Genomic DNA, 22429 nt, shown 5'->3' with positions numbered 1-22429 from the left:
CTGGCTGTCGGTGAAGCGGGACTTCTTCATGGAACCTCCTCGGGAAAGACTACGAGAAAATTCCACTTCTGGGGTCAGCTAATCGGCGGGGGGATTACCGGGAAGCGATGACTTCCTCCAGGATGTGGCCGCGGTGCTGGGTGTGCAGTCACCCGCGCGGCCGCCGGGACGGCCGCGCAAAATCTTGCGTCCCAGCAACGACGCCGCTTTCCTGTCCCCTTTTCTCTTGACAGACCGGATCTCGCTCGTCGAGACTTTGTGAACAGGGTCTCGATCGTTCGCTTGGGGCAGTTGGGAGCGGCGGTCGGGACAGAACAGGGGGCGTTGGTAGAAGCCAGCGCCATGGATAGGCGAGAGCTGCGGCTTGCGTCCCGCAACGGGCGTGCGCTTGCGGAGTGATGGATCACATGTCCGGGCTCGAACAGCTTGAGTCCTTTCTGCGAAAGGACCCCTCCAACGCGGTGCTGGCCTGCGACCTGATGGGTCAGTGGCTCGCCGCCGGGCGTGCGGAACACGCCATCGAGATGCTGGATCTCCTGTCGCCGGGTGCGCGACGGGACCACGGTGTGCGCTTCTACGAGGCCCGCGCCCGCCTGCAGTCGGATGACGCCCCCGCGGCGGCCGACATCCTTCGCGAGCTGCTTGCCGATGGCGCGGACGCACCCGCCATCCATCATGACCTGGCCTACGCTGAATTCGCGCAAGGCCACCTGGAGGCCGCGAGCGAAGCCCTGCAGCCGGCGCTGCACGGCCATCCGCCCTTGCTCGACGCCCAGCGCCTGCAGGCGCGCCTGCTGCATTGGCAAGGTCGCCTGGACGAGGCGCTCAGGACGATCGACGAGGCCTTGGCCGGGCACCCGGGCGATGACGAGGCCACGGGCATCCGCGCCTTGCTGCTCCTCGATCTCAACCGCTTCGACGAAGCCGGGCGGGCCGCGCTGGCGGCACTCTCGCGCGATCCCACGCAACTGGAAGCGGGCATCACTGCCGGCACGCTTGCGCTGTGGCACCAGCGCGTCAATGAAGCCGTCGCGGTCTTCGGCAGGACGGCAAACCGCCACCCGCAAGCGGGCAGGGCACTTGCCGGCCTTGGCCAGGCGCACATGCTGGGCGGGAACATCCCGGAAGCGCGTCGCGTGCTGGAACACGCGACCGCGCGCATGCCGAACCACATCGGCACGTGGCACGCGTTGGCCTGGTGCCAGTTGCTACTGGGCGACCTCGCCTCGGCGCAGGTCAGCTACGAGCTGGCTTTCGCCCTCGACCGTGGTTTCGGCGAAACCCATGGCGGCTTCGCCGTGCTGCATGCACTGCGCGGCAACGTCACGGAAGCCGAAGCGGCGATCGTGCGTGCGCGGCGCCTGGATCCGAACGGCCGCAGCGCGGTCTACGCCCAGGCGTTGCTCGTGCTCGCGGACGGACGTGACGACGAGGCCGCCGCACTGGTGGCGCCGGTCCTGGCGCAGACGCCGGCCTCGCAAGCCACCGATCCACTGGAATTTCTGCGCCGGCTCCGCGCGCAGATGACGAGGACCTGAGGAGAAGCTCCGGCATGGATGCCGACACCGCCATGCACCTGCTTGCGCAGACCCTGCTGACCGCAGCCAAGGTCTCCGCGCCGATCCTGGTTGCGGCGCTGGTCGTGGGCGTGGTGATCTCGATCCTGCAGGTGGTCACGCAAATCCAGGAGATGACGCTCACCTTCATCCCCAAGCTGGTGGTGGTGGTGGTTGTGTTCCTGGGCCTGGGTGCCTGGATGATGTCGGTGGTCGTGGCGTTCGCGCGCCAGATGATCGCGTCGGTAGCGGGGATGTAGCCGTGGCCGGACTGGAGCTCGCCGTCATCCGTTTCGTTCTCGCCGGGGCCCGATTCCTGCCGGTACTGGCCGTGCCTACGCTGACGCCGTTCGCGTTCGTGCCGATCTTCGTGAGGCTGGCCTTGTTGCTCGCGCTGGCGCTGTTGACCGCGAGCGTGGCCCCAGCGCAGGCGGGACTGGCCGGTATCGACCAGCCGATCGCGCTGGGCATGGCCCTGCTCGGCGAGATGGCGATGGGCCTGTCGCTGGCGCTGGCGGTGATGCTGCCCGGTGCGGCGGTGGGGATGGCGGCCAAGGTTGTCGACGTGCAGTCCGGCGCATCGGCGGTGAGCATCTTCAACCCCGCGATGCGGACCGTGGAGTCGATGACCGGCACCGCCATGCAATGGGTCGTGGCGCTGGTGTTCTTCTCGCTCGGGCTGCACCTGTTCCTGCTGCGCTGGGTGCTTGCATCCACGCATTTCGCGCCGCTGGGGAGTGCCGTTCTCGCGGTCACTCCTGGGTCCTTCGTGAATCTGCTCGGCAGCCAATTCCTGCTCGGCCTGGCGGTGGTGGCGCCGGTGATCCTGGGCCTGCTGGGCGTCGATCTGGCAGTCGCCTTCGCCAGTCGTTCGATGCCCCAGGCCAACATCTATTTCGTGGCGCTGCCGCTGAAGATCGCGACCGCGTTCCTGCTGCTCGCCGCCGACCTGCGCTATGCCCCGGAACTTATCGGCCGGGTGTTCTCGCAGGCGTTCGGCGCCATCTCGACCGGAGGGCCGTGAGCCATGTCCGAGAGCGAGCAGAGCAAGACCGAACAGCCGACCCCGTTCCGCCTGCAGGAAGCGCGCAAGCGCGGGCAGGTGCCGCGCAGTGCGGAATTCGGCGGCACGCTGATCCTGCTGGCCTTCAGCGTGACATTGGTGGTGACCTCGGCACGACTGGCCTCCGCCCTTGCCGCTGCATTGCGCGATTGCCTGCAACTGGCCGGGAACGCGCCGGTGGCCGGGGGCGGGCTGGCGCATTGGATTGCCGGGGCGTTTGCGCCGGTGGGGCAGGCGTTGATCCCGCTGGTGCTGGCGGTCGTAGTCGTGGCGGTCGCGGGCAACGTATTGCAGACCGGCTTCGTGTTCAGCACGCATCCGCTCAAGCCGGACTTCACGCGGATGAATCCGGCCCAGGCGCTCAAGCGCCTGTTCGGCATGCGTACCTTGTGGGACCTGGCGAAGCTGAGCTTCAAGGTCGGTGCGTTGGCGCTGCTGGCCTGGTACGCCTTGGGCAAGCTGACGCTGATGGTGGGATCGATGGCACTGGCCAGCCCGGTGCAGTTGCCGCGGTTGACGCTGGCCGTTTTCAGCAGGGTGGCGACCTGGTTGCTGGCGGTGATGGTGCTGCTGGCGATAGCCGACGTGCTGTTCTCGCGCCGGGAATACGTGCGCAAGCTTCGTATGAGCCGACGGGACATCAAGGATGAAACCAAGCGCCACGAAGGCGATCCCAGTATCCGTGCCAAGCGCCGGCGCCTGGCTGCCGAACTGCTCAAGCGTACGCGCGCCATCGGCCGCGTCGCCGAGGCCGACGTGGTGATGACCAACCCCACGCATCTGGCCGTGGCGCTGCGTTACCGTCCGCGCACCATGCGCGCGCCGGTGGTGCTGGCCAAGGGCAGCGATCGCGTCGCCGCGCGCATGCGCAAACTGGCCGAGCGCCACGGCGTGCCGATGCTGCGCTCGCCCGAGCTCGCCCGCGCGCTGTTCCGCGAATGCGGCATCGACGAACCGGTGCCGGCCGAGCTGTTCGGCCAGCTGGCGCCGGTTTACCGCTGGCTCATGGCCCGTCCCGGCAACCGGATCCGCACATGACGCCGCTGCTGCGCCAACTGACGACCGGCAAGCGCGACCTGGCGCTGGTGCTCGGCATGATCGGGATCCTGGTGATCTTGTTCACGCCGATTCCCTCGCCGCTGCTCGACTTCCTGCTGGTGCTGAACTTCAGCGCGGCGTTGCTGGTGTTGCTGATCACCTTCTTCACCGAGACGCCGCTGAGCTTCTCGACCTTCCCGTCGTTGCTGCTCATCACCACGTTGTTCCGCCTGGCGCTGAACATCTCGGCCACCCGCCTGATCCTGGGCCATGGCGAAGCGGGGCGGGTGATCCATGCGATCGGCGCGTTCGTGGTGGCGGGCAACTACGTGATCGGCCTGGTGGTGTTCCTGATCCTGGTCGTGGTCCAGTACGTGGTGGTGACCAACGGCGCCCAGCGCGTGGCCGAGGTCGCGGCGCGCTTCGTGCTGGATTCGATGCCCGGCAAGCAGATGAGCATCGACGCCGACATGAACATGGGCCTGATCGACGAGCACGAGGCCCGCCGGCGCCGCGCGCAGATCGAAAAGGAAGCGAACTTCTACGGTGCGATGGACGGAGCCACCAAGTTCGTCAAGGGGGATGCGATCGCCGGCATCGTGATCATGCTGATCGACGTTGTCGGCGGGCTGACCGTCGGCATGGTGCAGCAGGGCATGGCCTGGGGCGACGCGGCGCAGCGCTACACCCTGCTGACCGTGGGCGATGGCATCGTCACGCAGATTCCGGCGCTGGTGATCGCGGTTGCCACCGGCATCATCATTACCCGCGCGGCCACCGACGCGCAGCTGGGCACGGAGATCGCGCGGCAGGTGCTGTCGAACTCGCGCACACTCGCCATCGTCGCGATAGCACTCGGCGGCCTGCTGGTGCTGCCCGGCCTTCCGGCCTGGCCGGTGGCGGTGGTGCTGGCCGTGGTGGTGGCGGTCGCCTGGTTGGCCGCACGCAATCGCGACAAGGATGAGGTCCAGCCGGAGGAGCCGCCGGCGATACCCGCGAGCCGGGAGGAGGATCTCTACCGGCTGCTGCAAGTCGATGCCATCGAGCTGCGCATCGGTACGGCGTTGGCGGTGGGCTTCCGCGAGAAATCGCTGGACGTGACCGAGCGCATCGCGCTGTTCCGCAAGCAGTTCGCGCTCGACTACGGTTTCGTGATGCCCGCCGTGCAGGTGCGGCAGGATCGCCCGGTCGGCGAGCACGCCTACGAGATCTACTTGCAGGGCGCGCGGGCAGGACAGGGCGAACTGCGGCTGGATGCGCTGTTGGCGATCAACCCGGGCGGCAAGCGCGCGCGGCTCGAAGGGCGCGAAACCCGCGACCCGGCCTACGGCCTGCCGGCGCTGTGGATCGATCCGACGCAGCGACAGTTCGCGCGGGGCGCGGGCTACACGCTGGTCGACCCCGAGACGGTGATGGTCACGCATCTCAGCGAGCTGATGAAGCGCCACGCGGCGGACCTGCTGACCCGCGCCGAGACCGAGCGCCTGGTGCAACGGGTGCGCGAAACCCAGGCTTCGCTGATCGACGAACTGGTGCCGGGGGTGATGTCCTACACCGACATCCAGAAGGTGCTCCAGCAGCTGCTGCGCGAGCAGGTCAGCATCCGCAACATCGACACCGTCCTAGAGGTGCTGGTGGATGCCGGCAAGACGACCAAGCAGGCCGACGAACTGGCCGAACGCGTGCGCGAGCGGCTCGGTCCGTCGATCTGCCAGAAACTCTGCAACCCGCAAGGCGAATTGCATGTGCTGACGCTGGCGCCCGAACTGGAGCGTGCCATCGTGGCGACCGTGCGCCAGCGCGAGGGCAGCGCGGTGCTGCTCAGCGACGCAACGCAGCTGGAAGCGCTGCTGTCGAGCCTGGCCCGCCAGGCCGAGAGCATGATGGGGCGCAACCTGCTGCCGGTGCTGCTGTGCCCCGGCAGCATTCGGCGCCCGCTGCGGCAGCTGATCCAGCGCAGCCTGCCGCACGTCAGCGTGCTGGCGGTCAGCGAGGTGCCGACCCACGCGGTCGTGCGTGCTTTCGGCACGGTCGCCGCCAGCATCCCGGCAGCGGCCTGAGGAGAACAGGAGAACCATGGACACCACCATCGCAGGCATCACGCGTTACCTGGGCCAGGACGTCGATGCGCTCAACGTGGCGAGCCAGAACATCGCCAACCTGCGCACGCCCGGCTACCGCGCGCAGAAGCTGATGCCCGACTTCCACAACGCGCTCGCCGGGCCGCAGGTCCGCCTGGACATGGGCAACGGTGCGCTCGAACAGACCGGGCGCCCGCTGGATGTCGCACTGCAGGGCCCGGGTTTCTTCACGGTGGACGCCGGTGGCAGCACGCTGCTGCTGCGCGCCGGCCAGCTGGGCATCGACAGCCAGGGGCGATTGGTCGATCCGGCCGGGCACCCGGTGCTTGGGCAGTCAGGCTCGATCACGCTCGGTCCGTCGGCGAGGATCCGCGCGGACGGCACGGTGATCGACGGTGGGCGCGTGGTCGACCGCCTGCGCATCGTCGAGGTTGCGCAGCCCGAGCAACTGCACGACCTGGGCGGTGGCCTGTACGCCTATGCCGGTCCCACGCAGGACTGGAACGGCACGCTGCATGTGGGCGCGCTGGAGCAGTCCAACGTCGACCCTGGCAACGAGATGGTGCGGCTGATGGAAATCACCCGCCACGCGCAATCGCTGCAGCACGCAATGGAAGCCTACGACCAGGTGCTGCAGGCAGGCATCAACCACATCGGCGAGAACGGCTGAAGGGACTCCCATGATCGACGCGCTCTACATCGCCGCCTCCGGGCTGCAGGGTTCGCAGACCCAGATCGACACGATCTCCAACAACCTGGCGAACATGCAGACGCCGGGCTTCAAGCAGTCCCACGTCAACTTCGCCAACGTGGCGGCGCTGTCGCCGGCCCAGGTGCAGCAGGGCGTGCCGGTGGACGGACAGGGTGCGGGCATCGAGGTACTCGATACCCGTGCGGTATTCACCGAAGGCGCGCTCGTCCAGGGCAGCAACCCGCTAGATCTCGCCATCCAGGGCCAAGGCTTCCTGGAGACCATCGACGCGGCCGGCAATCATGTCTACACGCGGGATGGCCAGCTGCACGTGGACAACGAGGGTTACCTGGCCACGGCCGGCGGCAACCGCCTGGCCGATGGCATCCAGATCCCACCCGATGCCCGCGACGTCTCCATCGGTCGCGACGGGCGTATCACGGCGCTACTCGGCAGCGACACCCAACCCAGCGAACTGGGGCAGATCCAGTTGGCGACGTTTGCCTCGCCGGAAGGGCTCGAACAGGTCGACGGCAATGCCTTCGTGCCGACCGAACGGTCGGGCGATCCCACCCTCGGCCATCCGCAGGACGCCGGCTACGGCTCGATCATGCAGGGCATGATCGAGCAGTCGAACGTCGACATGGTGCAGTCGATGACGTCGCTGGTACTGGCGCAGCGCGCCTACCAACTCAACGCCAGAGTTCTGCAGGCCGCGGACGAGATCCTGGACACGATCAACAACCTGCGCCGCTGATCGCCGTGCGATTCCTCGTCCTACTCGCGCTGTCGCTGCTCGCTTCGACCCTGTCCGCCCATGCGGCGGAACAGACGGTGGCGGCTGCGCGCGTGGTGGATGCGGCCAGGGCGGTGCTCCAGGCGCTGCCATTGGGGGCGGACACGCGGCTGGATGTGCAGGTGATCGGCACGCCGGTGGATGCCGTGGTGCCAGCGGGCTCCCTCCGCATCCAGGCGACGCGTCCGGCGGGTCAATGGCCGCGCTCGCGAATAGCGGTGCCGGTGAGACTGCTGGTGGCGGAGCGCCCGGTGAGAACCGAGACGGTCTGGTTCGCGGTGAAAGCGTTGCAGCCCCTGGCGGTCTATACCGCCGATACCGGGCAGGGCACGCCCGCCGAAGCGGTGCAGATCCGGCAGGCAGAAGTGGATATAGCCCAACTGCATGGCAAGCCGGTGCGCACGCTCTCAGCCATGAAGGGGCAGCGCCTGCGTCGCGCGATGTTGGCCGGCACGCCCGTGCTGGAAGAGGATTTCGAGCCGATACCTGCCGTGGATGCGCGCCAGCAGGTAACGGTGCTGGTTCGCTACGGTGCGGTGCGCATGCTGACACGCGGCATGGCCCTGAACGCCGGCGAAGCCGGGCAGATGGTCGCCGTGCTCGCCACTGGCGCGGACAGCCCCGTGCAGGCACGGGTGACAGGCAAAGGAGTGGTGGAAGTTGCGCGCTGAATCGTTGACCTTGGCCGTATCGACCGCGCTGGCGATGGCCCTGGCGGCCGCGCCTGCGGGGGCGCAGTCGCAGGCGCCCGGCTCGCTGATCCAGCCGGACAGTTACCGCGGCCTGACCGCCGACCGGCGCGCACATGCCGTGGGTGACATGCTGACCGTGGTCGTCGTGGAAACGGCGCACGCCAGCGTCAGCGCCAACACCGACGGTTCGCACGACCTGCAACTGGCCGCGCAGGCCCGCACGCCGCGCGGCACCTACCCCTACGGCCTCGGGTTGAGCGGGTCCGACCAGGGCGAGGGGCTGACCTCGCGTGCCGGCACCCTGCAGGCGCAGCTCGCGGTGCGCGTGACCGAGGTGGAGCCCGATGGCCTGCTGCACGTGCGCGGCGAACAATCGGTGACGATCAACGGCGAGCAACAGCACATCGCGCTGAGCGGCATGGTGCGCGAGGAGGACATCCTCGCCTCCAACCTGATCCCGTCCAACCGCATCAGCGACGCGCAGATCGAATTCACCGGCCAGGGCGACGTGTCCGAAGCCCAGCGCCACGGTGCCATCTACCGTTTCATGAAGTGGTTGGGGTTGCTGTGAAAGGCATGCGTATTCTCGGGTTGCTGCTTGCCTTCGTGCCGCTCGTCGCATGGGCGGATGACCATGGCGTGCGATTGAAGGACATCGCGCGCATCCAGGGCGTGCGCGACAATGCACTGACCGGCTACGGCATCGTGATCGGCCTGTCGGGCTCGGGCGACTCGTCCAAGAACCGCGTGACCGTGCAGTCGGTCGCCAACACGCTTAGCCACTACGGCATCAACGTGAGCCCGGACGATCTTTCCACGCGCAACGTGGCGGCGGTGATGGTGACGGCGACGCTGCCTGCCTTCGCCGAGTCGGGCCAGAAGCTCGATGTCGAGGTCTCCTCGCTGGGTGATGCCCGCAGCCTGACCGGCGGCATGCTGCTGCTGACGCCGTTGGACGGGCCGGACGGCAAGCTCTATGCGCTTGCGCAGGGACCCGTTTCGGTCGGCGGCTATGCCGTCGATTCGTTCGGCAGCCTGGCGCAGAAAAACCATCCCACCGTGGGCCGCGTGCCGAACGGTGCGTCCGTCGAGCGTGCCGCGCCGCTGGGCCTGGGTGGCGATGCCGATACGCTGGACGTGGTGCTCTATCAGCCTGATTTCACCACGGCCGAGCGCGTGGCCGAATCGCTCAACCACAATATCCCGGGCGTCAGCGCGGTTGCGCAGGATGCCGGGAAGGTCACCGTGCGCTTCCCGGGACCGCCGGCGAACCTGGTGCGCGCCATCGCGCAGATCGAGAGTGTGCCGGTGGTGCCTGACCAGGTTGCGCGCGTGGTGGTCAACGAGCGCACCGGCAGCGTGGTGGCCGGCGGCGACGTGCGCATCGGCGCGGTGTCGATCACCCAGGGCGATCTGCGCATCGAGGTGCAGACCGACTTCCTCGTGTCGCAGCCCGATGGCGTCTACGTTCGGCCGTCGAGCGGCATCGCCACGGCGGTCGTGCCGCAGAGCACGATCAAGGTGGACGAGCCGCCGGCGCGCTCGGTTTCGATGCCCAGCGGCACCACCGTCACCGAGCTGGTGGCCGCGCTGCACACGATCCACATCAACACGCAGGGGGTCATTGGCATCCTGCAATCGATCAAGGCCGCCGGCGCGCTGCGCGGCGAACTGGTCATCCAGTAACAGGGGGAAGGATGGACATCACGACGGAAGCGGTGCGCCTCGGACTGGACCTGGCGCAGGTCCGGGCCGAGATCGCCAGCGCCAACATCGCCCGCGCGAACGTCCCGGGCGCCACGCTGCAGCGGGCTGATTTCGCCGATGCGCTCGACGTGCTGGGCGCGGCCGCCAAGGGCGATGCCGGGGCCGGAGCACGCATGCAGGCCATTTCACAGCAGTCGCTTCGTAACCAGATCGGGCCCGTGGTCGCCGACGGGACGAGCCTGGACGACCAGGTGGCCGAACTGAGCACCCAGGGGTTGGCCTATCGCGCCCTGACGGATGGGTTGAGCAGGCATTTCGGGCTCATGCAACTGGCGATCAGCGGGAAATAGGGACATGAGTTACGAGGCATTGTTTGCGGTCAGTCGCGGCGGTCTGGATTACGAGCGCACACGCATCGAACGCGCCGCTCGGGATATCGCGGTCGCGAACACGCCCATCGCGCCTGGCCAGGCGACCGCCGCAGGTCGCGCGGGCGATTTCGGCGCGACCCTGGGCCTGGCCCATGGCGAGGAGCGGCTCGTGCGGGACCCCTCCAATCCCATGGCGGACGCGAAGGGCATGGTGCACTACCCCAAGGTCGATCTCGTCGCGGAGATGAGCACGCTCGTTTCGGCCAGCCGTGGCTACGAGGCGGACCTGCGCGCCTTCAATACGCTGCGGAACATGCTCGTGTCCGCACTGAACATCGGAAAGGACCAGGCATGATCGACGCGATCGCTCCCGTATCCGGCGCACTGCCCGCGCCGGAGTTCGCCCCCCGCCCGGTCCGTCCCACGGCCGATTTTTCGCGGCTGGTCGGCGAGGGCCTGGGCGCGCTCAACACCAGCCTCAACGCGGGCGACCAGGCCCTGCGCGCCATGGCGGCCGGCGAGGCCATCCCGCTGCACGACGTGATGATCGCCATGGAGCGCGCGCGCCTGGACCTGCAGTTCGCGGTCGAGGTGCGCAACCGCGTGGTCGAGGCCTACCAGCAACTGACCCAGATGCAGCTTTGAGATGGTGACGGACGTGCCTTCCTTCTTTATCCGGATGACGATGCGCGCGCGCTGGCTGTTCGCGATGGGCCTGCTCGGCATTCTGGCGCTCGCTGGATTCGGCGCCTGGTGGGCGCTGGATCCGGGCTATGCCGCGTTGGCGACCGACCTGCGTCCGGCGGATGCCTCCGAGATCGGCACGGCGCTGTCCGGGTGGGGCATCCCCTACCGCTTCGAGGACGGCGACAAGACCGTGCTGGTGCCGCGCGAGAGCGTCTATTCCACGCGCATGAAGCTGGCTTCTGAAGGTATTCCCCGCGGCGGCAGCGTGGGTTTCGAGGCGTTCAAGGACTCCGACTACGGCGTCACCGAGTTTGCCCAGCGCATCAACTACCAGCGCGCGCTGCAAGGTGAACTCGAACGCACGATCGAAAGCATGCGCGAAGTGCGCTCGGCGAGGGTGCACCTGACCCTCCATCACGCCGACCTGTTCGAGCAGGACCAGGAAGGCTCGAAAGCCTCCGTGAGCCTGGCGCTGCGCGATGGGCAGAAGCTCGGCGCTCGCCAGGTGGCCGGCATCCAGCGGTTGGTGGCCTCGGCCGTTGAAGGACTCGATCCGGCCAATGTGACCTTGCTGGACGAGCAGGGGGCTGCGTTGTCCGGCGGTGCGGATGCACTGGTCGCGGGTGCGCTGGGCGATCGCGAGGATCAGGCTTCGCGGCTGGAGGCCTCCTTGCAGGCGCAGGCGTCCTCGTTGCTGGCTCGCGCGCTGCACCGCAACGACTTCACTGTCTCGGTGGCCGCCCAGCTCAACTACGATCGGGTCAAGCGCGTCGGCAACCATGTGCTTGCCCAGGGCAAGGATGGCCACGGCGTGCTGGTGCGCGAAAAGACCGACTCCAACCGCGCTTCCACAGCGGCCGCCAATGCGAACGGCAGTGTTGCGTCGAGCCGGGAGGTGGAGTACGCGCACGGAACGGAGCAGGAGGAAATCGTCCAGGCGCCAGGGCGCATCGAGCGGATCAGCGTGGGCATCGTGCTGCCGCCCAACGTGCCGGAGGCAAGCTACAAGGAACTTTCCGACGTCGTGGCAGCAGGCATCGGCCTGGATCCTTCCCGGGGCGATCATGTCGAGATGGCGACGGCGGCGACCGTTTCTGCGGCCGGCATGCAAGGTCGCGCGGTGGCGCCGAGTGCCGTATCGGCTGCGCCCCCATCGCATGGGACCCCGCCGGAAGCGCAGGTGAGAGCCACGTTCCGCAGCGGGCTGATCTACTGGATCGGTGGAGGGGCCACGGGCATCGTTTTCCTGCTCGCGCTCGGCGCGCTGCGGCGGCCACGGCCGGCGCGGCTGACCGCGGCCGAACGGCAGGAGACGCTGGCCCGCATCCGCCAATGGATCGAAGCTCCGGAGAGCGCGCCATGAGCCACGACGGCATACGCCAGGCGGCGGTGCTGCTGGCCAGCCTGCACCCGCGCGACCGCGCCTGGATGCGGCGACGGTTGCCAGCTGGCTGGTGGACGCGGCTGAGGCCATTGCTCAGGCAGATCCGCGCTTTGGCCCCGGCGGATGCCGGCGTACTGCGTGATGTCCTGCACGAGGAGCCGGGTACCCGTCCGGAACCACCGGCGCCCGATGTCCTGCTGGCGGGACTCGACGGGCTGTCGCCGGTCTGGATCGCCCGCATGCTCACGGCGTGCGCGCCGGACCACCGCGACATATACCTGTCGGGACGGTCGCCGTCCGACCAGGTTGCGATCGAGCGGGCGCTTCGCGAGGTGCCCGGTTCGCTGCCGCCGAAGCTGGCGGCAACCCTCGCGCACCTCGTCCGCCAGCGCGGCGAGCGTACGCTGATGACGGAGGCCAGCGCGTGAGCGGCGTCCGTAAGCTCGCTTCCGGGGCGGTCAGGATGGGAGCGGCCTCCCGGCCGTTGGACCGGTCGCCCACGGGCCCGGCCATCGCAGTCGACATGCCGCCCGCCGGGGCGGAAGACATCTACAAGCAGGCCTATCTCGAAGGCTTTGCCGCCGGCGAGGAGGATGGTCGCAGGGAAGCGGAGCGACAGGCCAGCGAGTCGCTGAAGCGGCTCGAAGAAGCGCGTTCCGACGTGGAAGCCGTCAGACGAGGCTGGCAGGAAAGCCTGCTGGAGGCCATGGAGCAGTTCACGCGGGCTGCCGAGCGGCAGGCCGAAGCGGTCGAACGGCTCGCAGCGGACGTCGCGGAAATCGCAGTGCGCCGTATCGTCGGGCGCCTGCATGCCGAACGCCGGGCGGTGGAGGCGGCGTGCCGAGAAGCGCTTCGTGACCTGCACATCGAGTCTGCGCAGGTGCGCGTCAGTCCCTGCGACCGTGAGGCGTTCGCCGAAGTACCGACGGGCATCGAACTGGTCGCGGACAGTTCGCTCGAGGCTGGTAGCTGCCTGATACGCTCGTCGCTCGGCGACGTCGACGCCGGCCTTGCTACCCAACTGGCGAACCTGCGTGAGGCGCTGGCCGGTACCCTTGCGGAGGGTCGCCCGTGAGCGCACGGGCGCAGCGTCTAGTCGATGCGGCACGGGATGCCCCGTTCCGTTCGCACTGCGGGCGCGTGGTGGCCTGCAACGGGCTGGTGCTGGAAGCGCGCGGCCCGCGCAGCGCGCTGGGAGACTTGTGTTCGGTCGAGGTGAACGGACGGGGTGCGCTGGATGCCCAGGTCATCGGCTTTCGCGACGATCGCGTGTTGCTGATGCCGTTCGGCGATGCGCAGGGTGTTTCGGTGGGAGCCGTGGTGCGCGCCGGCGGAGGGCAGCGCGACGTAGCCGTCGGCGAGGCGTTGCTCGGCCGGGTGGTCGATGCGCTCGGCCAGCCCATCGACGGCCTTGGACCGATCGAACATACCGCGCAGGTGCCGCTGCACCACGCACCGATCCAACCACTGGAAAGGGCCGAAGTGACCGAAGTGCTGGAGACCGGTGTCCGTTCGATCGACACGCTGGTTACGCTGGGTCGGGGCCAGCGCGTGGGCATCTTCGCCGGCAGCGGTGTCGGCAAGAGCACCTTGCTCGGCATGCTCACACGACAGGCGAAGGCGGACGTGATCGTGGTCGCGATGGTCGGGGAGCGCGGACGCGAGGTGGGCGATTTCATCGCCGAGTCGCTGGGTGAGGAGGGACTCGCCCGCGCGGTGGTGATCGCCGCCACCGCTGACCAGCCGCCGCTGCTGCGTATCCATGCCGTGCATGCCGCGCACGCGACCGCCGAATACTTCCGTGACCAGGGGCTGGACGTGCTGCTGGTGGTCGACTCGATGACGCGCTTCGCCATGGCGCAGCGCGAGATCGGCATTGCCGCTGGCGAGCCGCCCGCGTCGAGGGGCTACCCCCCATCGGTGTTCACCTGGTTGCCACGCATCTTCGAGCGCTGCGGACGGTTGCGTCGCGGTGGCTCCATCACCGCGGTCTACACCGTGCTGGTGGAGGGTGATGACATGAACGAGCCTGTCGCCGACCACATGCGTGCGATCCTCGACGGCCACATCGTGCTGGCGCGCGGACTCGCCGACCGTGGCCAACTGCCGGCCATCGACGTGCTACGGAGCGTAAGCCGCCTGATGGGCCGGCTCGCCACACCCGAGGAAAGAGAGCTCGCGACGCGCACCCGGGCGTTGCTTGCAGCCTACGAGCGTTCGCGCGACCTGATCGGCATGGGCGCCTACCAGTCCGGTCATGATCCGGTGCTGGACGATGCTGTGCGCGTGTTGCCCGAACTGGAACGGCTGTTGCGGCAGAACCCGGACGATCGCAGTTCACGCAAGCAGGCGCTGGCGGCGCTGGTGACCGTCGTCGGGGCAACGGAGGTAGGCGCATGACGACCCGGACAGGGGCAGCCCATACGCTCGCGCTGATGGCCCGCGTGGCCCGGGTCCGCGAGATCCAGGCGAAACAGGCACTCGCCGAGGCCATCGAACGGAAGAACGCGCAGCAGGAGCGCACCCGCGAGGCACACTTGAGGGCCGATCGCTCCGATGTGGCGTTGCAGGCGGCCCTTGAAGGCGCCGTCGTCGATCTCGCACGCTTGCCGTTGCTCCAGGAGCTGTCTGCCCATGTCCAGGCGATGCTGGCCGACGAGAACGCCCAACTGACCGAATGCGAACAGCGCGTAGGCAGTCAGGCGAGCGTCTCCGGGAAACGGGCACGGCTGCGGGAGCGGCTGGAAGAGAAAGCGGCGATCGTCTCCGACGATATCAGGCAGGCAGACGAGGCGCGCCAACTCGAGTTCGCCACCGAGGTCTGGCTGGTCCGGCGCGCCACGGAGGGGCCATGACCCGTATCGATCTGCACCCGGCGCACGCGCAGCCCACGCCCGCCCGTACCGCGGGCAAACCAGATGCTCACCACCCTGAGAGCAAGGATTTCCTCGAGCATGTGCGTGCCGGTACGCCCGCGATGCCTGACCAGGAGCGGCAACCGGATCGGCGGATGCCCACCCCCATGAGCGCGCGTTTCGGGCAAGTGGCGCCAGGGTCCGATCCAGGCATCGGCCCTTCGCAAGCCCCATGGCAGGAGCCCGGCCGCCTCGCTGCAAGCATCCCGCTGGTGGATGCCATCTCGCCGGCTCCAGCTGAGCCGAACCTGGCCTTGCAGGTTGCGCACCACGCGCCGGTCGTGGCCGAGGAAGGCATCCGCGCCAGGGTGTTCGAGCAGCACTGGTTCGCCAACGGCTACCTTTCCTTTATCGATGCTGCTGACTCGCGCATGGCTGGTCCCGGTGGCCGGGCTGTCGTCGCAGGCGCCGGGTGCGCTCCTGTCGTGGAGGCGCCAGGCCCCGTTCCCTCATCGTCCCTCACGTCACAGGAGGGCGTGGATGCCGAGAGCGGCATGCCCTGGCCGGTAATGATCGAAGGGTCGGACCGCGCCATCACCGCACCTGAATCATCGGTCCAGCGTCTGGCACGAGTGCTGGGACCCTTGATCAGCGCGGGGCAGCCGTGGCCCGAGCGGCTGTTGCGCCTCAGCCAGAAGCCCGGTGGCAAGGCGACGATGTGGGTGCGCGATTACGGACTGGTGCCCCAGGCGATCGATCCGCTGGTCGCACACCTGCGGCGAGTGGCTGCTGGGGAAGGCATTGAACTCGAGCGCGTGATGGTCAACGGAGTCGTCGCCTGGCGCGCGGATTCCAGAGGAGAGTCGTGATGGCAGTGGACGCGATTGGAAGTGTGCTGCAGACGCAGGACGCCGCACTTCCCGCCAACTCGAAGATCAACGAACAGGACTTCATCAAGCTGTTCGTCAGCGAACTGCAGTACCAGGACCCGATGCAGCCGATGGACAACGGCCAGTTCCTGACCCAGCTGGCGCAGTTCGTGGGCATCCAGCAACAGCAGCAGACGGTGCAGGGGGTGAACAACCTGCTCGCGCTATCGGCGAGCGGCCAATCGCTGGGCCTGCTCAACCACACCATCCAGTTCGCCAGCGCGGATGGCACTACCGTGGCGACCGGCAGAGTGACGGCCATCCAGTTCGACGCAAACGGTGCCTCGCTGTCGGTGGCCACCTCGGCCTCCAACACGGTGACCGGTATCCGCATGTCGCAGGTCCAGCAGATCACGCCCTGAGGAGCACGACCATGTCGCTGCAATCGCTTTACAACAGCCTGTCCGGCCTTTTCGCGTTCTCCAAAGGTCTGGACACCATCAGCAACAACATCTCGAACATGAATACGCCCGGCTTCCGGGGCAAGGATTCATTTTTCGAGAACGTCATGGGCGAATTCGGCACCCGCATCGAGGGCACGGGTATCCGTACCAGCGAGGGCCAGATCGAACAGACCGGCAACAATACCGATCTGGCGATCAACGGCGAGGGCCTGTTCGTCCTGCGCGATCCCTCTACGGGCAAGTACTTCTACACTCGCGCCGGTCAGTTCCAGTTCGACGCGCAGGGCTATCTGGTCGACACCGTCAGCCAGTACCACGTGCAGGGAATCGACGAGAGCGGGAATCTCGCCGACATCAGCATCACCACGCTGCGTACGTTGCCTGCCCAAGCCACCACCATGGTGGGTGTCACCGGCAATCTTTCGCCTCAGGACACCGACTTCACGATCAACAGTCTCACCGTCTACGACGCCGACGGGAACACCCACACTTACAGCATCAAGCTCACGAACAACGGTTCGACGACGCCTGGCAGATGGAGTGTCGTACTAAGGGACGCGAGCGGGCAGGCGGTCGCCAATGGCGAGATCCGTTTCAGCAGCGACGGCTCGATCAAGGCCGGTTACAACACGATGAGCGTCTCGCTGACGCTTGCGGGCAAGACGCAGGCAGTCACGCTCGATTTCGGCGCGGCCGGATCATTGAGCGGTGCAACGAGCTATCCCGGTGTCGGGTCGAACCTCGTCGCCTCGCCCAAGGACGGGCACTCGGTGGTGGGCGTTGCCTCGTACTCGTTCGACGAGAACGGCGTCCTGCAGCTCAAGTACACCGACCAAGAGACCCGCCAGGGAGCACGCGTGGCCTTGGCCGCCTTTCCGGACGAAAGTTCGCTCGAGCTGCTCAACGGGCGCCTCTACGACGTCGGCTCCGGCCAGCAACGACAGCTGGGCGGGGCCGGCGAGGGCGTGTTCGGGAAGATCGTCGGCGGCAGCCTGGAGATGTCCAACGTGGATCTGGCCCAGGAGCTGGCGGACATGATCGTCATCCAGCGTGGCTACCAGGCCAACTCGCGGGTCATGACCGTCACCAACGACATGCTGCAACAGCTCTATGACTCGACCCATGGCTGACGCCGTTTCCCGCTTCGGCTGGATAGGCCCCACCCGTCGTGCGGCCCTGCGCGAAAGAATCGCCATGCCCGTGCTGGCCTGGCTGGCCGACTGGCGCATGGCCCATGACGGCATCGCGCCGCACGTGGACGACGCACCGGTCGTTCCTTATTCACCGGATGAAGCTTGCGTGCTGCAGGCCGGGCCCGGGCTGCCCAACCTGATGGTCATGGCAGCGCGCGATGAACTGGTGCGGCTCGGCAACTGGTTGGCAGGGATCCACGAAAGCCCTGCGACGCTGTCGTCGGATGTCGGTCGGGCGGCGCTCGAGGATCTCGCACACAGGATTTCGCACCTGGGAGGGCAGGGTGACGTACGCGAGCACGGCGAGATCGCATGGCCTCGAACACTGACGCGCGAGGAGCTTGGCGCCGTTGGGCTGACCTTCGAGGTCGGCGGCGTCACGATCGGTTTGGCCTTGTCACGCGTGGCGGTGGACGTTCTTTGCCCAGCGGACTTCCGGGCGGCCGGAGTCGCTCTGCACCCCCGGGGGGATGCGGCCACAGCGGCGGTCGTGAGCCTGACCGCCGGCCTCGATTTCGGCGCGATCAGCATGCGGGAACTGGGGGACCTGCGCGTGGGCGAGGTGCTCGTTGGCGAATGTTCCCTGGATACGCCCGTCCGGGTGCTGGCACCGGGGGGCGAGGAAATCGGTAGCGCCCGCATGGGGCGCCTCGGCCGTCGCCTGGCCATCACCATGAAATCTTCAATGCAGCAGGGTAATCCATGACCACCGCAACCCTCGTCGAAACCATCGAGCTGTCCGAACTGCCGGTTGCCAAAAAGGGAGGGGAGGGCGTGCCCATGGTCCGGCGCGACCTGGCGTTGCTCGATCACGTCTCGGTGAAGCTGGAGGTCGTGCTCGGCCAGGCTGCCGTGACCGTCAAGGAACTGTTCGAGCTCTCCGAGGGAGACACGCTGGCACTTGATACCGATCTGGACGCCCCCGTCCAGCTGCAACTCGACGGCAAGAGCATCGCCCGCGGGCACTTGGTCGCGGTGGGCGACCACTTCGGCTTGCGGATCACCGAAATCGCCGGATGAAGGTCTCCGTCGGATCGCCGGCCGCCTCGGCCGCAAGGGCGTTACAGGCCATCCCGTATCGCACCGAGTCCCCCGTTACTACGGGCCAGGCTCTGTCGATCTTGGCGACCACCGTCGTCCTGCTGATGGCTGCCGTAGGCGTATTGCTGTGGGCGCGCAAGCGAGGTTGGCTGAGACGCTGGTCGGCAGTCGTGGGTGAAGGCAAGCCAGGCCGGCATGTACCCCGGATTCTGGGACAGGCTCGCCTCGGACAGGCTTCGCGGGCGTTCGTGATCGAAGTGGACGGCTCCCGCTTCGTGGTGGTGGAGTCCTCCAGACAGGTGAGTCTGCGAAGCTTGCCTGAAGGAAAGGCTGGATCAGGGAGTGAGCATGACTAGGTGGCGCAAGGCATGGATGCTCGTGGCAGTCGGCATGCTGGCGGTAGCGATGCCACTGGCTGCAGTGGCCGACCCTTTGCAGGACCTGTTGACCACGGCCTCGACCCAGGACCTCTCGCCAGTCCTGCGTTCGTTCCTCCTGCTCACCTTGCTGTCGCTTGTTCCGCTGCTGCTCATCAGCCTCACGTCGTTCACGCGGATCGTGGTGGTTCTTTCATTGATCCGCAGTGCCTTGGGGTTGCAACAGACACCGCCCAACAGCGTGCTGGTGACCCTTGCGCTGTTCCTGACGCTGTTCACCATGTCCCCCGTTCTGCAGGCCGCCAAGACCGGTGCCCTGGATCCGTACCTGCGCAAGGAGATCGCGGCGCCAGTGGCGCTGGAAAAGGGATTCCAGCCCCTCAAGATGTTCATGCTCAGGCAGACCCGCAAGGAGGACCTGCTGGCGGTGGCCAACATGGCCGGCCATCCCGCGCCCAGGAGCGTTGACGAGGTTTCCGCGATCGAGCTCGTCCCCGCCTTCATGTTGAGCGAGCTGCGCACGGCGTTTCAGATTGGCTTCGTGATCTTTCTGCCGTTCCTGCTGATCGACCTGGTGGTGGCCGCCATTTTGATGGCCTTGGGCATGATCATGGTTCCGCCCTCCACGGTGAGCCTGCCACTGAAGATCCTGCTTTTTCTGCTTACCAACGGCTGGTCGTTGGTCGCCCAGGCCTTGCTGGCGAGCTTCCATCCTGCGTGACGCATGCTGCTGACCGTGGACAGTCCGGAGAGGGAGCTATGGCACCGCTGGATAGGTCAGCGGGAACGAATGGCGCGCGAAGCATTGATCCAGATGCATGCCTCCTGGGCCCGGCTGGTTGCGAAGGACGTATACCTGAAGGTACGCATCAAGGATGCCGAATGGGGCGATTACGTCCAGAACGCCACGGTAGGGCTGATCGAAGCCATCGACCGGTACGAGCCTGGCCGGGGCGTGGACTTCCGCACATATGCCCGGCACCGGGTGCGTGGCGCCGTTTTCAACGGACTACGGCACCTTGCCTCGCAATCTTTCGGCTGCATGGATGCGATGCGCGAGGAGCGCTCGGCCTCGCTGTCGAGCGATGAAGCCGATCCGTTGCTGTCCTTCGTTTCCTGGACGGTCGGCCTGGGTATCGGACACCTCCTGGAAACGGCATCGCTTCATGACGACCGGCAGCAGGGTGAGGACCCCTATGCGAACGCCTCCCGGGACCAGGTGTCCGCGCTCTTGCACGAGGCGGTGAAACAACTGCCGGAGCGGGAAAAATTCGTCCTGACCCTGCATTACTTCCAGCACGTTCCCTTCGTGGAGATCGCCTCCGAGCTGGGCTTGACGAAGGGCCGCGTCTCGCAGATCCACCGCCAGGCAATCCAGACCTTGCGAGTACACATCCGTGCCTCGTTGACGTAGCGGGTCGGAGGCTGGTTTTCGACCCTGTGGCATGCGGTGTCGGAAAGCCCGGGGAAAACCGCCGCCGCTAGCTTGGCCGGATGCGCTCGGCGTCCTGGTCAATGAAGTGGGTACCCTGGCTGGCGGGACTCCTCCTGCTGGCCATGCGTATGTTGTGGCTCGGGGCCTATCCGCTCGATTCGGACGAGCCCCAGCATGCCCACGTGGCCTGGAGCCTGGCGACGGGGGCGTTGCCGTACCGGGGGGCGTTCGACAACCACGGCCCGCTGTTCGGTCTGCTGTACTCGTACTGCATGCGCTGGCTGGGGCCACGGACGGACATTCTGTGGTGGCTGCGCCTGGCGGTGGTGCCGTGGTACGTCCTCGCGCTGCTGTCGACGTGGGTAATGGGGCGTCGGCTGTATCCGCTGGCGGTCGCGGGAGCCGGGGCGCTGCTCGCCGCGCTGATGCAAATCTTCTTCGTGAAGATGGGCGAGTTCCGTACCGATGACCTGTGGACGGCGCTCTGGCTGGCTGCCCTGGCCGTGATCGTGGGCAGGCATCGGTCCCTCTGGCGCGGTTTCGTGGCCGGCCTGTGCATCGGTGCGGCGCTGTCGGTGTCGCAGAAGACCTTGCCGCTGCTTGCCACGGCGCTCGTCTCCGGCCTGGCGGTCGGCCTGGGACGGCCCGTCAAGCGTCCGGATCTGCCCAGGCTGGTGGCGGCTACGGCCGCGGGAGTGGCGCTGATGCCGTTGGCGGTGGTGGCGTGGCTGGCGTGGCAGCGCGACCTCGGCACGGCGTACTACGACGTGGTGGCGTATGGGCTGGCGCCGAACGGCGGCCCCAGCCATCTCTGGCGGCAGGTCCTCTATGCCTTGGTCGCGGCATGCCTCGTCGGCGCCACGGTGCTCCGCCTGCGCGGGCGGCGCGAGCTGGACGACGCTTCGCGGTGGAAGTGGTTCCTGGGCTTGCAGGCGCTGCTTTACGTGCTGCTGATCTGGGTGGCATGGCCCTTGTCGACGCCGCAGGATTTCCTGCCGGTGATCCCGACGGCGATGCTGTCCCTGGCCGGGGCGCTGGGGCCCGCTGCGGTGCCGCGCCTGGGCCCGCGGCGGTGCGCGGCATCGGTCGCCGCGCTGGCCATGCTGGAGCTGGCCCTGCTGTTGCACCATGCGCCGCCCTGGCGCGACGCGCTCGCCGCCGAGCGGTCACGGCTGGCGGTGGTCCTGCGATGCACGGCGCCGTCCGACCCGGTGATGGACGCCAAGAGCGGCGCGATCTTCCGCCCACGCCCGTATTACCCGGTGCTCGAAAGCATCGAGCTGCGGCGCCTGAAGCACGGGCTGGTGCCCGACACGATCGCGCACGCGCTGGTGTCGCACGACACCAAGGTGGTCGTGCCCGAGCGGTTGCCGCCTGCGGATCGGGCCTTCGTCGCGCGCAACTATCTGGCCGGTACCGCGGGAATCTACATGGCGGGCATGGTCCTGCCCGCAGGCACCGACCCGCGAATAAGCATCGAACTTCCGGGCGCCTATGCGCTGAGCGACGGAACGCACCTGGTCCAGGCGCGCATGGATGGTGGCCCGCCCGCGACGCAGTGGAACCTGGATGCCGGTCCGCATCGGCTGGCGGCACCGGGGCAGCGCGATCTCTTCCTTGTCTGGAGCCCGGCCTGGGCATGTGGCTGGAGGCCGGCACCTGGCCGTCACCCGTGAGCGTGGCGCTCGCTTGCGGTCGCGGTGGAGCGAAGCGGGTTTTTGTACGCATCGGACCGGGGGATCGCTCGGCGGCTGAGCGATCCGGTGCGTGCAAGCAGGCAGGCTCCAGTGGGTCGAGCGAGTGCACACCCGGGCCTGACATGCATCGAACGGCATGACCTCTGACCCTGGCCGGTCACGATGAGAGGACTACGCTGCCTGCGCCATCGGATGGATGGCCTATCGATCGGATGGCCGTCGGCGGTGCCTCTCCGGGCAGACAGCCTTGCGCCCGGCAGGCGACCGTCCATTCCCCCATGAGCGCAAAGCCAAACCCCTGGCTGCTCATGGGTCCCCCACGTCGATGAGAAGCAGGTATCCCCATGAACGCATCATCCTCAACTTGTTCGGGTGCATGCCGTCGTTCCGTGTTGCGGAAGCTGGCACGGGTGGCGGTCGTTGGCGTCTGCT

General features: G+C 67.5%; 26 protein-coding genes. All 26 read left to right on the top strand.

Translation table 11 applies throughout. The features are described 5' to 3' along the window. The first annotated feature begins 407 nt into the window (after positions 1-407). Positions 408-1538 (top strand): tetratricopeptide repeat protein, encoded by a 1131-nt coding sequence (locus WAT24_RS11980; protein ID WP_336808110.1) that lies wholly within the window; start codon positions 408-410, stop codon positions 1536-1538. 14 nt (positions 1539-1552) lie between these two features. Further along, entirely contained in the window at positions 1553-1816 is a 264-nt protein-coding gene (locus tag WAT24_RS11975; RefSeq protein WP_336808109.1) for a flagellar biosynthetic protein FliQ, read from the top strand. Between the two features lie 2 nt (positions 1817-1818). Then, positions 1819-2580 (top strand): flagellar biosynthetic protein FliR, encoded by a 762-nt coding sequence (locus WAT24_RS11970; protein ID WP_336808108.1) that lies wholly within the window; start codon positions 1819-1821, stop codon positions 2578-2580. A 3-nt stretch (positions 2581-2583) separates the two neighbouring features. After that, on the top strand, positions 2584-3657 hold the full coding sequence (locus WAT24_RS11965; RefSeq protein ID WP_336808107.1) for an EscU/YscU/HrcU family type III secretion system export apparatus switch protein: 1074 nt from the start codon (positions 2584-2586) through the stop codon (positions 3655-3657). Further along, positions 3654-5717 carry a flagellar biosynthesis protein FlhA gene (gene flhA, locus WAT24_RS11960; protein ID WP_336808106.1) on the top strand — a complete coding sequence of 688 codons (2064 nt, stop codon included), beginning with the start codon at positions 3654-3656 and terminating at the stop codon, positions 5715-5717. Before WAT24_RS11965 ends, flhA begins: the two co-directional genes overlap by 4 nt. A 16-nt stretch (positions 5718-5733) precedes the next feature. After that, entirely contained in the window at positions 5734-6408 is a 675-nt protein-coding gene (locus tag WAT24_RS11955) for a flagellar hook-basal body protein (protein ID WP_336808105.1), read from the top strand. 10 nt (positions 6409-6418) lie between these two features. Beyond that, the gene (locus WAT24_RS11950) at positions 6419-7186 is read left to right on the top strand and encodes a flagellar hook-basal body protein (protein ID WP_336808104.1); all 768 of its coding nucleotides are present in this window, start codon (positions 6419-6421) and stop codon (positions 7184-7186) included. 5 nt (positions 7187-7191) lie between these two features. Further along, complete coding sequence (flgA, locus tag WAT24_RS11945) at positions 7192-7896, top strand: flagellar basal body P-ring formation chaperone FlgA (protein ID WP_336808103.1); 705 nt, start codon at positions 7192-7194, stop codon at positions 7894-7896. A gap of 10 nt (positions 7897-7906) precedes the next feature. After that, complete coding sequence (locus WAT24_RS11940; protein WP_336808102.1) at positions 7907-8488, top strand: flagellar basal body L-ring protein FlgH; 582 nt, start codon at positions 7907-7909, stop codon at positions 8486-8488. Between the two features lie 5 nt (positions 8489-8493). After that, positions 8494-9603, top strand: a complete 1110-nt coding sequence (locus WAT24_RS11935; RefSeq protein ID WP_336808101.1) for a flagellar basal body P-ring protein FlgI — start codon at positions 8494-8496, stop codon at positions 9601-9603. Between the two features lie 11 nt (positions 9604-9614). Continuing rightward, entirely contained in the window at positions 9615-9974 is a 360-nt protein-coding gene (locus WAT24_RS11930; RefSeq protein ID WP_336808100.1) for a hypothetical protein, read from the top strand. A 4-nt stretch (positions 9975-9978) separates the two neighbouring features. Continuing rightward, on the top strand, positions 9979-10350 hold the full coding sequence (locus WAT24_RS11925) for a flagellar basal body rod protein FlgC (protein ID WP_336808099.1): 372 nt from the start codon (positions 9979-9981) through the stop codon (positions 10348-10350). Beyond that, the gene (fliE, locus tag WAT24_RS11920) at positions 10347-10640 is read left to right on the top strand and encodes a flagellar hook-basal body complex protein FliE (RefSeq protein ID WP_336808098.1); all 294 of its coding nucleotides are present in this window, start codon (positions 10347-10349) and stop codon (positions 10638-10640) included. Before WAT24_RS11925 ends, fliE begins: the two co-directional genes overlap by 4 nt. Before the next feature lies 1 nt (position 10641). After that, positions 10642-12045 carry a flagellar basal-body MS-ring/collar protein FliF gene (gene fliF, locus WAT24_RS11915; RefSeq protein WP_336808097.1) on the top strand — a complete coding sequence of 468 codons (1404 nt, stop codon included), beginning with the start codon at positions 10642-10644 and terminating at the stop codon, positions 12043-12045. Then, positions 12042-12494 (top strand): hypothetical protein, encoded by a 453-nt coding sequence (locus WAT24_RS11910; RefSeq protein WP_336808096.1) that lies wholly within the window; start codon positions 12042-12044, stop codon positions 12492-12494. The genes fliF and WAT24_RS11910 overlap by 4 nt, the downstream gene beginning before the upstream one ends. Further along, positions 12491-13141, top strand: coding sequence for a FliH/SctL family protein (locus tag WAT24_RS11905; RefSeq protein WP_336808095.1), 651 nt, complete (start codon positions 12491-12493; stop codon positions 13139-13141). Before WAT24_RS11910 ends, WAT24_RS11905 begins: the two co-directional genes overlap by 4 nt. Next, entirely contained in the window at positions 13138-14466 is a 1329-nt protein-coding gene (locus tag WAT24_RS11900; protein WP_336808094.1) for a FliI/YscN family ATPase, read from the top strand. Before WAT24_RS11905 ends, WAT24_RS11900 begins: the two co-directional genes overlap by 4 nt. Further along, the gene (locus tag WAT24_RS11895) at positions 14463-14921 is read left to right on the top strand and encodes a hypothetical protein (protein ID WP_336808093.1); all 459 of its coding nucleotides are present in this window, start codon (positions 14463-14465) and stop codon (positions 14919-14921) included. Before WAT24_RS11900 ends, WAT24_RS11895 begins: the two co-directional genes overlap by 4 nt. After that, positions 14918-15790: a hypothetical protein gene (locus WAT24_RS11890; RefSeq protein ID WP_336808092.1), complete on the top strand. Its 873-nt coding sequence runs from the start codon at positions 14918-14920 to the stop codon at positions 15788-15790. The genes WAT24_RS11895 and WAT24_RS11890 overlap by 4 nt, the downstream gene beginning before the upstream one ends. Next, a complete protein-coding gene (locus WAT24_RS11885) occupies positions 15790-16212 on the top strand; it encodes a flagellar hook capping FlgD N-terminal domain-containing protein (RefSeq protein ID WP_336808091.1) in 423 nt (140 codons plus the stop codon). The genes WAT24_RS11890 and WAT24_RS11885 overlap by 1 nt, the downstream gene beginning before the upstream one ends. Before the next feature lie 11 nt (positions 16213-16223). Next, the gene (gene flgF, locus WAT24_RS11880; RefSeq protein ID WP_336808090.1) at positions 16224-17384 is read left to right on the top strand and encodes a flagellar basal-body rod protein FlgF; all 1161 of its coding nucleotides are present in this window, start codon (positions 16224-16226) and stop codon (positions 17382-17384) included. Beyond that, on the top strand, positions 17377-18153 hold the full coding sequence (locus WAT24_RS11875) for a hypothetical protein (RefSeq protein ID WP_336808089.1): 777 nt from the start codon (positions 17377-17379) through the stop codon (positions 18151-18153). Before flgF ends, WAT24_RS11875 begins: the two co-directional genes overlap by 8 nt. Continuing rightward, positions 18150-18467 (top strand): FliM/FliN family flagellar motor switch protein, encoded by a 318-nt coding sequence (locus WAT24_RS11870; RefSeq protein WP_336808088.1) that lies wholly within the window; start codon positions 18150-18152, stop codon positions 18465-18467. Before WAT24_RS11875 ends, WAT24_RS11870 begins: the two co-directional genes overlap by 4 nt. Before the next feature lie 369 nt (positions 18468-18836). Next, positions 18837-19586, top strand: a complete 750-nt coding sequence (gene fliP, locus WAT24_RS11865) for a flagellar type III secretion system pore protein FliP (RefSeq protein ID WP_336808087.1) — start codon at positions 18837-18839, stop codon at positions 19584-19586. A 3-nt stretch (positions 19587-19589) separates the two neighbouring features. Continuing rightward, a complete protein-coding gene (locus WAT24_RS11860) occupies positions 19590-20279 on the top strand; it encodes a sigma-70 family RNA polymerase sigma factor (RefSeq protein WP_336808086.1) in 690 nt (229 codons plus the stop codon). A gap of 80 nt (positions 20280-20359) precedes the next feature. After that, on the top strand, positions 20360-21976 hold the full coding sequence (locus tag WAT24_RS11855) for an ArnT family glycosyltransferase (RefSeq protein WP_336808085.1): 1617 nt from the start codon (positions 20360-20362) through the stop codon (positions 21974-21976). Positions 21977-22429 lie beyond the last annotated feature (453 nt).

The organism is Fulvimonas yonginensis (genome assembly GCF_037137055.1).
Taxonomy (GTDB): Bacteria; Pseudomonadota; Gammaproteobacteria; order Xanthomonadales; family Rhodanobacteraceae; genus Frateuria_A; species Frateuria_A yonginensis.
The sequence above is the reverse complement of the archived record's forward strand: the minus strand, read 5'-3'. Positions and strand labels throughout refer to the sequence as shown.